Source organism: Marinobacterium rhizophilum, from assembly GCF_024397915.1.
Lineage (GTDB): Bacteria > Pseudomonadota > Gammaproteobacteria > Pseudomonadales > Balneatricaceae > Marinobacterium_A > Marinobacterium_A rhizophilum_A.
Genome location: NZ_CP073347.1, coordinates 3,479,310 through 3,493,512 on the forward strand (window position 1 = coordinate 3,479,310; position 14,203 = coordinate 3,493,512).

Sequence of the window (14,203 nt, forward strand, 5' to 3'; positions counted from 1 at the left end):
GTGAGTTCCCGTGACGATCCAGTGACAGTCCGGCGTCCACCAGAGAATATGCTAGAGTGCGCAGCGCAGCGCCACGAACAGCCAACTCGATACAGGGATTTGAGCATGACACTGCAGGCAATTCTGTTTGACCATGACGGCACCCTGGTGGACTCCGAGGCGGTGAACCTGCGGCTCTGGCGCCAGGCACTCGAGCCCTGGGGGCTGACGATCAGCGACGAGCTGTACTGGCGTCGCATGCTGGGTGTGCCGATTAGACAGAACGCCGCCGATATCCTGCAGCTGCACCGGCCTGATGCCAGCATTGATGAGCTGGTGGCCGCCAAGCTCGCCGCCAACGCGGCCTACCTGGCAACGGCCTGCTTTCCACAGATAGCGGGCGCCGATACGGTGGTGCGGGACCTGGCCTGCCGGCTGCGGCTGGGGATGGTCAGCGCCTCGCAGCGCAACTGTGTCCAGGCATCCCTGCGCGGACACGCCTGGGAGCCTTTATTCGAGCAGGTCGTCACCGGTGACGATGTTGCCCGTAACAAGCCGGCGCCGGATGGCTACCTGCGGGCGCTGGAGCTGATGCAACTGCAGCCACAGCACTGCATTGTCGTGGAGGATACCGAGGTGGGTGTGCGTGCGGCCCGGGCCGCGGGGCTGCGCGTTGTGGCCATTCGCAGCCCAGAGGCGCAGAGCCACGACTTCTCCAGCGCCACGGTCATCGTTCAGAACCTGGTCGAGGCCCATGGCTGGATCCGCCGGCAGCTAACTGATTCTTCAACAACACAGGAAACTCCATGACACAGCCATTTCGCCTCGAGTTCCAGGTACGGGACTACGAACTGGACATGCAGGGCATCGTCAACAACGGCGTTTATTTCAACTACCTGGAACACGCCCGCCACGAGTACCTGCAGGCGAAGGGGGTGGATTTCGCCGCCCTGACCCGCGACGGCATTCACCTGGTGGTGATTCGCAGCGAGCTGGATTACAAGGCACCGCTGAAAAGCGGCGACCGCTTTGCGGTTGAAGTCACCACCGAGCGCCTGGGCAAGATACGCTTTGGCTTTCGCCAGCGGGTGATCCGCCTGGCCGACGACAAGGTTATGCTGGAAGGCCTGATCACCGGCACGGCGCTGAACGAACGTGGCCGGCCCTATATTTCGCCGGCCATCGAGTCTCTGTTCGAGGCCTGATCAGCGCCGGCGAAACAGGTAGTCATCAAAGCTGTCTGCACCGCGCGTTACACTCGCGCAGTGCAACAGTTCCAGCTGCGAATGAATATGCGCAAGCTCACCGGGCTGCACACAGAAGCGGGCAGGGAAGCCATGCTCCTCGTGCCGCTGCAGATTGAAGGTACTGAACGCCAGCAGGCCACCGGGAACCAGGGCCGCCGCCAGCTGTGGCCAAAGCGTGGCTTCAGGCTTGTAGCGGCACACCAGTATATTGTCGAACGACCCCAGTTGCTGCAGGCAATGCGGCTGGGCCAGATCACGGCAATGGGTCGGGATTTCCAGCTGTTCGGCAGCCGCAAACGCCTGCAACCGGGCCAGCCCGACCTCGGCAATATCCACCGCGGTTACCCTGAAACCCAGCCGTGCCAGTGCCAGGCTCGCAGCGCCGTCACCGGCGGCGACATCCAGCACCGAGCCCCGCCTCAGGCTGGGCGCGACCTCGGTCACGAACGCAGGCGTGGCGGGTGCCGCCTGGGCGCGGGCGCCGTAACGCTGGTTCCACTTTTCCCGTACTGCGCTCACTTGCAACTCCCTGAAACCGGTTAAAAACTGTCGAGAAGACTCTTGAGGCTATTCAGCGTGGCTTTCCCACGCGCCCTGTTCTGGTCCTGGTTACGTTCAAGCCCCTCGATCACCAGATCTTCCTGCGGCACTTCGTCGATAAAACGGCTCGGCAGGCAGTCCACCATCTCGCCATACTGCTTGCGCTGGCGTGCCAGGGTCATGGTGAGGGTTTCCCGTGCCCGGGTAATTCCCACGTAGGCCAGCCGTCGCTCTTCCTCGATGGTGTCCATTTCGATGCTGTTGCGGTGCGGCAGCAACTCTTCCTCCATGCCCATCATGAAGACATGGGGGAACTCCAGCCCCTTGGAGGCATGCAGCGTCATCAGCTGCACCCGGTCGGAGTCGTCCTCTTCCTCCTGGCGATCCAGCAGGTCGAGCAGGATCAGCCGGGTGATGGTCTCCTCGATGCCGGCATCGGGGTCGTCTTCACGCAGCCGGTCCAGGGTTGAGCGAATGGAGTCCAGCAGAAACCAGACGTTTTGTACCCGCTTGTCGGCGGCGGCTTCGCTGGCGGTGTTCTGCCGTATCCAGCCCTCGTAGTCAATGTCACGCACCATTTCGCGAATGGCATCCACCGGATCCGCCTGCTGGCACTGGCGATAGATGCGCTGCATCCAGTCGCGAAAACGCCGCAGCCGCTCGATGGCCTGGGCCGGCAGCACCTGCTCCAGCCCCATTTCATCGCAGGCCGCATAGAGCCCGACCTGGCGCTCGGAGGCGTAGGTACCCAGCTTTTGCAGGGTATTGGGGCCGATTTCACGCCTGGGTGTATTGATGATGCGCAGGAAGGCGTTGTCATCATCGGGATTGATCAGCACCTTGAGATAGGCCATCACGTCCTTGATCTCGGCGCGGGAGAAAAAGGAGGTGCCACCGCTCAGCTTGTACGGCACCTGGTAGGCCTGCAGCTTGACCTCCAGCAGGCGCGCCTGGAAATTGCCGCGGTACAGAATGGCAAAATCCTTGAAGGGGGTGGCCTTGCGCAGGTGCCGGTCCAGGATCTCGGTGGCAATGCGCTCGCACTCGGTTTCTTCGTTGCGGTTGTAGATCACCCGGATCGGATCGCCAAAACCCATGTCGCTCCACAGCGTCTTGTCGAACACGTGGGGGTTGTTGGCGATCAGGGTATTGGCGGCCTTGAGGATGAGGCGTGTGGAGCGATAGTTCTGCTCCAGCTTGACGACTTTCAGGCTCGGAAAGTCCTCGTTCAGCTGCACCAGGTTCTCGGGCCGGGCGCCGCGCCAGGCATAGATCGACTGGTCGTCGTCCCCCACCACCGTGAGGGCGCCCCGGTGCCCTACCAGCTGGCGTACCAGGCGGTACTGCGACAGGTTGGTATCCTGGTATTCGTCCACCAGCAGGTAGCGGATCCGCCCCTGCCAGCGATCCAGCACCTCGGGATGGTTCTGAAACAACCGCACCGGAATCAGGATCAGGTCGTCAAAATCCACGGCGTTATAGGCGCGCAGGTGGATTTCATAGGCCTCGTAGGCACGGGCCGCGAGTATATCGTCCGGGCCTGCCGCCTGCGCCAGCGCCTGGGCCGGCTCCAGCATGTCGTTTTTCCAGTTCGAGATCTGATTGCGCACGGTATCGACCTGTTCGGCATCCTCGTTCTGATGCAGCATCAAATCGCGCAGCAGCGCCTTGCTGTCCTGGTCGTCAAACAGGGAAAATGCCGCCTTCAACCCCAGAATCCGGTGCTCGCGGCGAATGATATTGAGGCCCAGGTTATGGAAGGTCGAGACCGTCAGGCCACGGGCTTCCTTGCCCTTCACCAGTTGGCCGACCCTTTCCTTCATCTCGCGCGATGCCTTGTTGGTGAAGGTAACCGCCGCAATATGGCGCCCTTCAACCCCGCATTTCTGGATCAGGTAGGCGATCTTGCGCGTGATCACGCTGGTCTTGCCGGAGCCTGCGCCGGCCAGTACCAGCAGTGGGCCACCCACATACTCCACGGCTTCTTTCTGTCTGGGATTGAGCTTGCTCATGAGTCAATATTCAAAAAAATGCTAAAGCAGACGGGGGCACGGCCGCTAACGGTCAATATCGGAAGGGGAACCCGGAACCCGGCAGGGCTCTGGGCGCATTCAAGGATTGACTGCAATGACAGTAACAACTGCCTGATCATGCAGGCTTTTGCTGTCATTTGTATTGCTGGCGCGTCGTGCCGCATTTATCCTGCATCAACGCAGGACGCCGTATTATGCCACGAACCAGGCCACACAAGCACAAGGGATCCCTCATCAGCCGTCAGCGGCATGCGCACACGCCTGAGCATTGCTGTCTATTTTTGGGGTACCAACCGGATGCAGTCTGCCCAGCGGCACACCAGCGAATCAGTGATCAAGCTGCTGATCGTCGCCGATGACCATCAGACATCGGATCGAATCAGCACCCTGCTGAGCACTGAGCATGTATACGAATTGCAGCATTGCGAGAATGTCAGCCAGGCGCTGACCCTGATCGGTTGTGAAAAGGTTGACCTGCTGTTTCTCTGCCTGCCGGTCAGTCACCTGCTCGACAATGCCACCCTGCTGACCTTCAAGCGCTGCAACAGCACCATCCCGATCATCGTGCTGGACGACAACATCAATGATCTGACCGGTCGCAAGCTGCTGAACCAGGCCGTGGCCGACTACCTGCCGCTGCGGACCCTCGCGGCCGACACCCTGCAGCGCGCCATTCGCTACGTGCTGGGCAGCCAGCGCCAGCACGCCCAGATTGACTACCTGCGCCACGCCGATCCGCTTACCGCCATCGGCAACCGGCAGTTTTTCTACCGCCAGCTGCTCGAAGCCCTCGCTCGCATCGACAGTGCTCAGCACCGCGTGGCGCTGATCACGGTGGACCTGGACGGTTTTCGCAAGTTCAACAACAGCATTGGCCACTCCGCCGGCGACAATGTGGTGCGCCAACTGAGCCAGCGCCTCCAGACCTGCCTGCACGAAGAGCAGCTGTGCCGCATCGGCGGTGACGAATTCGCCATTATTCTGGAAACGGATCAGGACACCGACCTGCGCGCCACCAGCCTGGATCTCATTACCCGGTTAATGCAGCATGTCAGCCACCCGTATCGGTGCAGCGAGCGCGAGGTCATGCTGCCCAGCAGCATCGGCGTGGCCTTTGCGCCGGAACACAGCCGGGAACTGGATTCTCTGATCCGCCAGGCCTCCCAGGCACGACTGCGGGCCAAGCAACTGCACGGCTGCAGCTACGCCATCTTTGAGATCGACAAGGATACCGATCCTGCTACCCAGATTACGCTGGAACCCGAGCTCTGGAGCGGGTTGCGCCAGGAGCAGTTTGTACTCTACTACCAGCCTCGCATCGACCTGCGCACCGGCAAAATCATCGGCGCCGAAGCCCTGATGCGCTGGAACCATCCCGAACGCGGGCTGGTCCAGCCGGATGAATTCATCCCCATCGCCGAGAAAACCGGGCTGATCGTCCCCATGGGATACTGGGCCATCCACCAGGCCGGCCAGGACATGCTCAAGTTCAAGGAAGCGGGTTTTCGCTATGGCAGCATTGGCGTCAACCTGTCGTTTCGGCAGTTCAAGGACGACTTCCTCGCCAAGACCATCAGGCGCATCATCGACAAAAACCAGATAGACCCGCACCGGCTCGAGTTCGAGCTGACCGAAACCGCACTCTTTTCAGACGAGGCCCATGTGCAGAGTTGTCTCAAGGAACTCAGCGCCCTGGGTATCGACTTCTCGCTGGACGACTTCGGCACCGGCTATTCGTCCTTCGCCCTGCTGCAGAAGCTGCCCATCAGCACCCTCAAGATCGACAAGTCCTTCGTGGCCGGCGTCAATCATAGCAAGGACGATGAGGAGATCGTGCGCGCCATTATCAACCTGGCCCACAACCTGCAGAAAAAAGTCATCGCCGAAGGCGTCGAAAACAAGACCCAGCTGGAGTTCCTGATCCGCCACGATTGTGACCAGGTACAGGGCTATTTCTTCAGCCCGCCAGTGCCTATCGAAGACTTTATGCGCATGCTGCGCGGCAACTGACCCCGAACCCAGAACTCCGGACCGCGACGTTGGCGGTCAGTGCCGGCACCTCTCAAAGATTTCACTTCAGCTCGTCTGTGCCTATTGAGCCACGCCTGCCAGCAACGCTAGCGCCCGCCAGTGCCGCCCTGGCGCAGCAACCCCTGGCGAAAACTCAGGGCCTCCAGCAACTGGGCGTCCCCGACGCACTCCTCGCCAGCCAGGTCCGCCAGGGTGCGCGCCACCCGCAGGATACGGTGACAGGCGCGGGCCGACAGCCCGAGCCTGGTGGCTGCATTGACCAGCAGGGTGCGTTGCGGCCCCTTTAACTGACACACCTCGTCCAGTTCTGCGGCGCCCAGGTCGCGATTGGGCCGGCCCTGGCGCGCCTGCTGCAGCGCCATGGCAGCGGCCACCCGCTGCGCCACCACGGCACTGGCCTCACCGCGACCCGCGGCCGGATCCAGCAGCTGGGCCGGATCCAGCGCCTGGACGTTTAGCTGCATGTCGAAGCGATCCAGCAGCGGACCCGAGATCCGCCCCTGGTAGCGCTGTATCTGATCCGGCGTGCAACGACACCGGCTCGATGCATCGCCGAAATAGCCGCAGGGACAGGGGTTCATGGCAGCCAGCAACTGGAACCGAGCGGGGAAAAGCATCTGGCTGGCGGCGCGGGAAATCAGGATTTCACCGGTTTCCAGCGGTTCGCGCAGCACATCCAGCACCGTACGGGGAAACTCCGGCAGCTCATCAAGGAACAGTACGCCCTGGTGGGCCAGCGATATTTCACCGGGACGCGGCTGGCTGCCGCCCCCGACCAGCGCCACGGCCGAAGCAGTATGGTGCGGGTTACGAAAGGGCCGGTTGCCGTGACCAACGGTATCGATGGCGCAGCCGGCCACCGAATACACCGCCGCCACTTCCAGCCGCGCCTGCTCCCCGAGACTGGGCAGCAAGCCCGGCAGGCGCGCCGCCAGCATGCTCTTGCCACTGCCGGGGGGCCCGCTGAACAGCAGATTGTGGCTGCCGGCGGCGGCGACCTCCAGCGCACGACGGGCCTGATACTGCCCCTTGACCTCAACCAGGTCCGGCAGACCGGATCTGACCGGCGGCGCCAGCGCAATGGCAGGCTCCAGCGGGCCGTCGCCGCGCAGCGCGGCACACACCTGCAACAGGTGATCGGCGACCCGTACATCACAGCCCTGCACCAGGGCGGCTTCAGCGCCATTGGCCCGTGGCACCAGCAGCGCGCGGGACAGGTCACGGCAGGCCATCGCCGCCGGCAGCACACCTCGCACCGGTCGTATTTCGCCCGCCAGGGTCAATTCACCCAGTACTTCCCAGCCTGCCAGGGCTTTGGGCGGCAGCTGCCTGGAGGCCAGCAGGATGCCCAGCGCGATCGCCAGATCATAGCGCCCGCCTTCCTTGGGCAGGTCGGCAGGCGCCAGATTGATGGTGATGCGACGCTGCGGGTAGTCGAAACCCGAATTGATCAGGGCGCTGCGCACCCGGTCCTTGCTTTCACGTACAGCGGCCTCGGGAAGACCGACGATATTGAGTGATGGCAACCCCCCCGAGAGGTGCACCTCCACCGTAACCGCCGGCGCTCCGATACCCAGCATTGCGCGGGCATGAACCACTGCAAGTGACATAGATACCCTCCCTGGTATGGATTTTCCCCCGCAGGGTGCAATCCGGGTCAATACTCGAATGCACCATCCTTGTGCATTTTTTAATCAGTCAAGCTCGGCCGCCGCTATGACTTATTCGCCGGCGCCATTTGCGAGCCGCTGTTCAATCTCGCCTAGCTTGAGCTCCAGCTGGTCCACCTTTTCGCGGGTACGTCCCAGTACGGCGGCCTGGGCATCGAACTCGTCCCGCGTTACCAGGTCCAGGCGTGCAAAGCTGCTCTGCAGCACAGAGCGCACCTGCTGGCGCATGGCTTCCTGGCCTGGCAGGCCCGGCCCGCCCTCAAACAACTCGCTCAGCTGGGCCGAAACGGTCTCTATAAGCTTTTGGTTAAGCATTGCACAAACTCCCGTAATTTCGCCCAATCTTAGCATTTTTAGCCCGCTGGTCGCAGTTGCCCGTCGCACACTGGAACGCGGTTTATTGCCTGTGCACAACGTGAGCGCACCAAAATAGTGCCTGCACTCAAATTGTGCACTCAATCACCACCTGCAAATGCCAAATCCTGCAGCATTTCTGGCGATAGAATGAAAATTTATCTTCAAGTTACTGTTATTTATAGATTTATACAATCTGGCACAAGTTTCGCTTATAGGTTAGGCAACCGTTTCGGGTCACCTGTTGCCGGGGCGGCCCGTGAAGGAATCAGTCCATAGATGGGGGACAGACACATGAAACTTATATCGGCGATCATCAAGCCCTTCAAACTGGACGACGTCCGCGAAGCGCTGTCCGAAATTGGTGTTCAGGGCATTACCGTGACCGAAGTCAAAGGCTTTGGTCGCCAGAAAGGTCATACCGAACTGTACCGCGGCGCCGAGTACGTGGTCGATTTCCTGCCCAAGGTCAGGGTCGATGCGGCCGTGTCCACAGACATTGTGGATCAGGTGGTGGAAGCCATCAGCAAGGCGGCTCACACCGGAAAAATCGGCGACGGCAAAATTTTTGTCACACCGCTGGAGCAAGTTATCCGCATCCGCACCGGCGAAACCGGCAACGACGCACTTTGATACAAAAATTCACCAATCGCGCCTGAACGGAGGGCTGTCGAGATGGAAGAGCTTCTTAAAACCACCGCTGCGGATTTATCGCAGATCAAATACGCCGTCGATACCTTTTACTTTCTGGTATGCGGCGCCCTGGTCATGTGGATGGCCGCCGGCTTCGCGATGCTCGAAGCAGGCCTGGTACGTGCCAAGAACACGACCGAAATCCTGACCAAGAACATCGCGCTGTATTCCATCGCCTGTACCATGTATCTGCTCTGCGGCTACTACATCATGTACAGCTCCGATGCCGGTGGCGTACTGCCGAACTTCGGCGCCCTGATCGGTGACGAGAACGGCGTGGACGCGGTACTGGCAGGTGGCGACGACGCCCCCTACTACTCGGCCCGCTCGGACTTCTTCTTCCAGGTGGTATTCGTTGCCACGGCAATGTCCATCGTCTCCGGTGCCGTTGCCGAGCGCATGAAGCTCTGGTCCTTCCTGGCATTCGCCGTCGTCATGACCGGTGTTATCTACCCGGTTGAAGGCTACTGGACCTGGGGCGGCGGTTTCCTCAGCGAAGCCGGTTTCTCTGACTTCGCCGGTTCCGGTATCGTCCACATGGCCGGTGCTGCTGCCGCCCTGGCCGGTGTTCTGGTGCTGGGAGCCCGCAAAGGCAAGTACGGCAAGAATGGCGAAATCAATGCCATTCCGGGTGCCAACCTGCCGCTGGCAACCCTGGGTACCTTTATCCTGTGGATGGGCTGGTTCGGTTTCAACGGTGGTTCCGAGCTGAAACTGTCCGATGTCGGTGAAGCCAATGCGGTTGCACAGGTCTTCGTCAACACCAACGCAGCAGCAGCTGGCGGTGTGATTGCAGCCCTGATCGTTGCCCGCCTGTGGTTCAAGAAGGCCGACCTTACCATGGCCCTCAACGGTGCCCTGGCAGGCCTGGTGGCCATTACCGCTGACCCGCTGTCGGGCAGCGCCCTGGCATCAACCCTGATCGGTGCCGTCGGTGGTGTCCTGGTGGTGTTCTCGATCGTTACCCTGGACAAGATCAAGATCGATGATCCGGTCGGCGCCATCTCGGTTCACGGTGTCGCGGGTATCTGGGGTCTGCTGGCTGTACCGCTGAACAATGCCGATGCCACCTTTGGTGCTCAGCTGCTGGGTATCGTGTCCATCTTCGGCTGGGTCTTCCTTGCCAGCCTGGTGGTGTGGCTGCTGCTCAAAGCCGTCATGGGCATCCGCGTGACCGAAGAAGAAGAATACGAAGGCGTAGACCTTGCCGAGTGCGGCATGGAAGCCTACCCGGAGTTCAGCTCCAGCAAGAAATAATACTGGTTGTACAGACCTCAAGGGCGCCGCAGGGCGCCCTTTTCATTACCCGCTACACCACTACAGGCACAGCCTTGTCTGCACGGGGCAGCATAGGCGCCAAACTGATTTTACGGGTATACTGACCTGAATTTTTCAGGCATTCAGGCTCCGGAGTCTCCAGAAAATCCGGGCCGGAACACGGGTTTCACTTTCCATCACAGCGTCCGGCGCCGCATCAGGCACGGAATCGCATAGGGAGCACGCTATGAAGTTGATCACTGCGGTTATCAAACCATTCAAACTTGACGATGTTCGCGAAGCCCTGTCGGAGATCGGCATCCAGGGTGTCACCGTTACTGAAGTCAAAGGCTTCGGCCGTCAGAAAGGCCACACCGAGCTGTACCGCGGCGCCGAGTATGTGGTCGACTTCCTCCCCAAGGTCAAGATCGAAGTCGCCGTCGACAGCGACATGATCGACCAGGTGATTGAAGCCATTACCAAAACGGCCAACACCGGCAAGATTGGCGACGGCAAAATTTTTGTTACGCCGCTGGAGCAGGTTATTCGAATCCGCACCGGCGAGACCGGTACGGACGCGCTCTGATCCAGCGCATTATCCGCGGCGGCTGACGCTCAACGCCCCTGTGGATAACTCAAGGCACCAGAAAGCACCCTGTGGGTGCTTTTTTTATGCGCAGAAAAAGCCCGTTCGATCTCTGACCATGAAAAGCGCACACAACTTACTCACATTCTTAAAGTTGTGAGAAAGCTGTTTCAAGCCTGTGCTCAAGGCCAAAAGCCACCACGCAACCAATTGTTTTATATAGATAAAATTATAGATCACGTTATTTTTCAATCTTATGCACAGCATAGTCAAAAGCCACTGTTAAAAGTTACCCCCAATTTAACGCCTTGCGCATCACGTCGACTTCCCGCCCCGCAGCACTCTGTCGCTCAACCCCGGTCGGCACCGTAGCGGCGGCGCATAAATGATGGCAGAACGTCTAAACTGACAGGTGCGATGACGGAACGGCATAGTGCGGGACAGCAGGGGTGCAACCAATCCGAGGGGGTGCTGTATGACACGCGAGCAACTGGATCAACTGCTGGAGACGCTCTGGCAGGACTTCCTGGTACGGACCCCCGATGCCCGCCGCATTCACAGCCTGCTGGCGGCCGATAATCCACAACTGCAAACCGATCACCTGAGCCTGCACACCCTGGCACTGCCAAGGGTCAACATCACCCACCTGGCCAGACCCTTCGAGCGCGCCGGCTATAGCCCCGGGGGAGAATTCGATATTACCGGTACCCGGCTATTTGCCCGCCACTACCAGCACCCCGATCCCGCGCTGCCGAAATTGCTGATCACCGAACTGAACGTCGACTCCCTGGGGGACGACGTGCGCAATATCCTGCATCAGCTTATCAGCCAGATCCCACCCGCCACGCTGCAGCGGGACGATTTCTGCCTGTCGGGACGGCACTGGAAAATCGATTTCGACAGCTACCAGCAGCTGCAGCGCAGTTCTCCCCATGCCGCCTGGATCGCCGCGTTCGGCTTTCGTGCCCACCACTACGCATTACTGATCAACAGCCTGAGCGAGTACAGCTGCATTGATGACCTTAACGATTACCTGCTGGAGCAGGGTATCCGGCTCGATTGCAGCAACGGACTGGTACAGGGCTCGGCCGACGAGTATCTCGAACAGTCAGCTACCATTGCGGGGACTACCGAGGTGGCATTCAGCGATCGAAGCGCACCGGTTGCCGGCAGCCACTACGCCTTCATCCACCGCTATCCCGGCAGCGACGGCCGCCTGTACCCGGGGTTTATCAGGTCGTCCGCCGCGCCCGCGACTGCTTATCCACAGTACCGATAACATCATGGCAGGGAGAGTTGAATGATCATAATGCGCCCCATCCGCGAGACTGACCTGGATGTGCTGTGCGACATTGCCAGGGAGTCCGGCCCGGGCTTTACCTCCCTGCCGGACAACCGCGAACTGTTGCAGGCAAAGATAGAGCGCGCCTGCCGTACCCTGCAGCAGGATGCCGCACTGGATGGCAGCCAGGGCTACCTGTTCGTTATGGAAGACCTCGCCAGCGGCCAGGTGATAGGCACCAGCGGCATCGAAACCGCGGTCGGTCTCAGCGAACCCTGGTACCACTATCGCATCGGCACCGTGGTGCACGCGTCCCGCGAGCTCAATGTCTACAACAACTTCCGCACCCTGGACCTGTGCAATGACTACACCGGCTGCTCCGAAGTCTGCACCCTGTACCTCAAACCGGACTATCGCAAGGGCAGCAACGGTAACCTGCTGTCCAAGAGCCGCTTCATGTTCATGGCCGAATACCCGGAGCGCTTTGCCGAGCGCGTGATCGCCGAGATGCGCGGATACTCCGACGACAAGGGCCGCTCCCCGTTCTGGGATGGCCTGGGGCGTCACTTCTTTTCAATGGAGTATTCCCAGGCCGATTACCTGACCGGCTCCGGCAACAAGATCTTTATCGCCGAGCTCATGCCCAAGCACACGCTCTACCTGCACCTGTTGCCCAAGGACGCCCAGCGGGTCATCGGCCAGGTACATCGCAACACGGAACCCGCCAAGCGCATGCTGGAAAACGAGGGGTTTCGCTTCGAGGGCTACATCGATATTTTCGATGCCGGCCCCACCGTTGCGACCCGCCTCAACGATATCCGCAGCGTGCGCGACAGCCGCTACGTCAAGGCGCGCATCGGCGACAGCACCGGCCGGGGCGACCATCTTTACCTGGTCAGCAACAGCCTGCTGCAACAGTTCCGCTGCACCGTCGCGCCCCTGCAGCCTGAAGGCAGCGCCGTGCAGATCAGCCACGAGCTGGCGGACGCGCTGCGCGTATCCAACGGCGACCCCCTGCGCATTGTCCCTATCAAAGCGAGACAGCCCGAATGACCGAACCCGCTTCCCTGTACATCGATGGCCAGTGGTGTCGTGGTGACGACGCCGATATGGAATCCCTCAATCCGGGCAACGGCCAGCGTATCTGGCACGGCCGCGCCGCCAGCGGCGAACAGGTCAGTGCCGCCGTCGAGGCGGCGCGCGGTGCCTTCGAACACTGGCGCCTGATGACCTTTGAGCAGCGCGCCACCCTGGTACGCCGCTTTGTCAGCCAGCTGGAGCAGCACCGCGACCTGCTCAGCGACACCATCGGTCAGGAAACCGGCAAACCACAATGGGAGGCCGCCACCGAAGTGGCCGCCATGATCGGCAAGGCCGATATCTCGATTCAGGCGGCACTGGAGCGCACCGGTGAAAAACGCGTGCACAGCAACGGAGTCACCGCCACCTTGCGGCACCACCCCCACGGCGTGGTGGCCGTGTTCGGCCCCTACAACTTCCCCGGGCACCTGCCAAATGGCCACATAATCCCGGCGTTGCTGGCGGGGAACACGGTGCTGTTCAAGCCCAGCGAACTGACCCCCCGGGTGGCCGAACTCTGCATGCATTTATGGCAGAAGGCCGACCTGCCGGATGGCGTACTCAACCTGCTGCAGGGCGGGCGCCTGACCGGCCAGGCACTGGCGGCGCACCCAGGACTCGATGGCCTGTTCTTTACCGGTAGCGCCGATACCGGCAGTTATCTGCACCAGCAGTTTGGCGGCCACCCGGAAAAAATCCTGGCGCTGGAGATGGGCGGCAACAACCCGCTGATCGTTGCCGATACCCCGGATCTACGGGCGGCGGTGCTGATGACCATCCAGTCGGCCTATCTCAGCGCCGGCCAGCGCTGTACCTGTGCGCGCAAACTGCTGGTACCCCGAGGACGCAACGGCGATGCCTTTATCGAACAGCTGCGCCAGGCCGTGCTGGATATTCAGGTCGGCCCCTACAACCAGCAGCCGCAGCCCTTTATGGGCGCGCTGATCAGCGAGGCGGCGGCGCAACAGCTGTTGCAGGCCCAGCATGCGCTGGTACAGCTCGGCGCCCGGGTGCTGGTATCCCTAAGCCAGCTGCGTCCCCGAACCGGGCTGTTGTCGCCGGGCCTGATCGATGTCAGCGCCGTGCGGGAATTGCCGGACCAGGAGTATTTCGGCCCCTTGCTGCAGATCATCCGCTACGATGACTTCGATGAGGCCATCGACCTGGCCAACGCCACCGCCTTTGGGCTCAGCGCGGGCCTGTTCAGCAGTGACGCGCAGCTGTATCAGCGCTTTGTGCAGCGCATACGCGCCGGCATCGTCAACTGGAACCGGCCACTCACCGGCGCCAGCAGCGGCCTGCCCTTCGGCGGCATTGGTCGCAGCGGCAACCACAGACCCAGTGCCTGGTACGCGGCAGACTACTGCGCCTATCCGGTCGCCTCGCAGGAAGCGGAACGGCTCGACATGCCCGCCAGCCTGCCACCGGGCTTGACGATCTAAGCTTTTGAT

General features: G+C 61.1%; 13 protein-coding genes. 9 read left to right on the forward strand and 4 right to left on the reverse strand.

Going from position 1 to position 14,203, the window contains the following annotated elements; genetic code table 11:
* Positions 1-105: 105 nt before the first annotated feature.
* Positions 106-789, forward strand: a complete 684-nt coding sequence (locus tag KDW95_RS15595) for an HAD family hydrolase (RefSeq protein WP_255852740.1) — start codon at positions 106-108, stop codon at positions 787-789.
* Positions 786-1,184, forward strand: coding sequence for an acyl-CoA thioesterase (locus tag KDW95_RS15600; RefSeq protein WP_255852741.1), 399 nt, complete (start codon positions 786-788; stop codon positions 1,182-1,184). Before KDW95_RS15595 ends, KDW95_RS15600 begins: the two co-directional genes overlap by 4 nt.
* Here KDW95_RS15600 and KDW95_RS15605 read toward each other — a convergent pair whose 3' ends face one another.
* Positions 1,185-1,745 (reverse strand): class I SAM-dependent methyltransferase, encoded by a 561-nt coding sequence (locus KDW95_RS15605; RefSeq protein WP_255852742.1) that lies wholly within the window; start codon positions 1,743-1,745, stop codon positions 1,185-1,187. It lies immediately after the preceding gene.
* Positions 1,746-1,765: 20 nt separating this feature from the next.
* Positions 1,766-3,778 (reverse strand): DNA helicase Rep, encoded by a 2,013-nt coding sequence (rep, locus tag KDW95_RS15610; protein ID WP_255852743.1) that lies wholly within the window; start codon positions 3,776-3,778, stop codon positions 1,766-1,768.
* Between the two features lie 318 nt (positions 3,779-4,096).
* On the opposite strand from rep, the gene KDW95_RS15615 reads away from it, so the two are divergent.
* Positions 4,097-5,809: a two-component system response regulator gene (locus tag KDW95_RS15615; protein WP_255852744.1), complete on the forward strand. Its 1,713-nt coding sequence runs from the start codon at positions 4,097-4,099 to the stop codon at positions 5,807-5,809.
* A gap of 107 nt (positions 5,810-5,916) precedes the next feature.
* Here KDW95_RS15615 and KDW95_RS15620 read toward each other — a convergent pair whose 3' ends face one another.
* Together KDW95_RS15620 and KDW95_RS15625 are read right to left on the reverse strand one after the other, a co-directional pair.
* A complete protein-coding gene (locus tag KDW95_RS15620; protein WP_255852745.1) occupies positions 5,917-7,440 on the reverse strand; it encodes a YifB family Mg chelatase-like AAA ATPase in 1,524 nt (507 codons plus the stop codon).
* Positions 7,441-7,551: 111 nt separating this feature from the next.
* The gene (locus KDW95_RS15625) at positions 7,552-7,815 is read right to left on the reverse strand and encodes an accessory factor UbiK family protein (protein WP_255852746.1); all 264 of its coding nucleotides are present in this window, start codon (positions 7,813-7,815) and stop codon (positions 7,552-7,554) included.
* A gap of 333 nt (positions 7,816-8,148) precedes the next feature.
* On the opposite strand from KDW95_RS15625, the gene glnK (KDW95_RS15630) reads away from it, so the two are divergent.
* The 6 genes from glnK (KDW95_RS15630) (at position 8,149) to astD (ending at position 14,194) form a co-directional block, all read left to right on the forward strand.
* On the forward strand, positions 8,149-8,487 hold the full coding sequence (gene glnK / locus KDW95_RS15630; protein WP_255852747.1) for a P-II family nitrogen regulator: 339 nt from the start codon (positions 8,149-8,151) through the stop codon (positions 8,485-8,487).
* Positions 8,488-8,529: 42 nt separating this feature from the next.
* Entirely contained in the window at positions 8,530-9,804 is a 1,275-nt protein-coding gene (locus tag KDW95_RS15635; RefSeq protein WP_255852748.1) for an ammonium transporter, read from the forward strand.
* A 247-nt stretch (positions 9,805-10,051) separates the two neighbouring features.
* A complete protein-coding gene (glnK, locus tag KDW95_RS15640) occupies positions 10,052-10,390 on the forward strand; it encodes a P-II family nitrogen regulator (RefSeq protein ID WP_255852749.1) in 339 nt (112 codons plus the stop codon).
* Positions 10,391-10,865: 475 nt separating this feature from the next.
* Positions 10,866-11,669 carry a DUF1338 domain-containing protein gene (locus KDW95_RS15645; RefSeq protein ID WP_255852750.1) on the forward strand — a complete coding sequence of 268 codons (804 nt, stop codon included), beginning with the start codon at positions 10,866-10,868 and terminating at the stop codon, positions 11,667-11,669.
* A gap of 21 nt (positions 11,670-11,690) precedes the next feature.
* Positions 11,691-12,725, forward strand: coding sequence for an arginine N-succinyltransferase (astA, locus tag KDW95_RS15650; RefSeq protein ID WP_255852751.1), 1,035 nt, complete (start codon positions 11,691-11,693; stop codon positions 12,723-12,725).
* Entirely contained in the window at positions 12,722-14,194 is a 1,473-nt protein-coding gene (gene astD / locus KDW95_RS15655; RefSeq protein ID WP_255852752.1) for a succinylglutamate-semialdehyde dehydrogenase, read from the forward strand. The genes astA and astD overlap by 4 nt, the downstream gene beginning before the upstream one ends.
* Positions 14,195-14,203 lie beyond the last annotated feature (9 nt).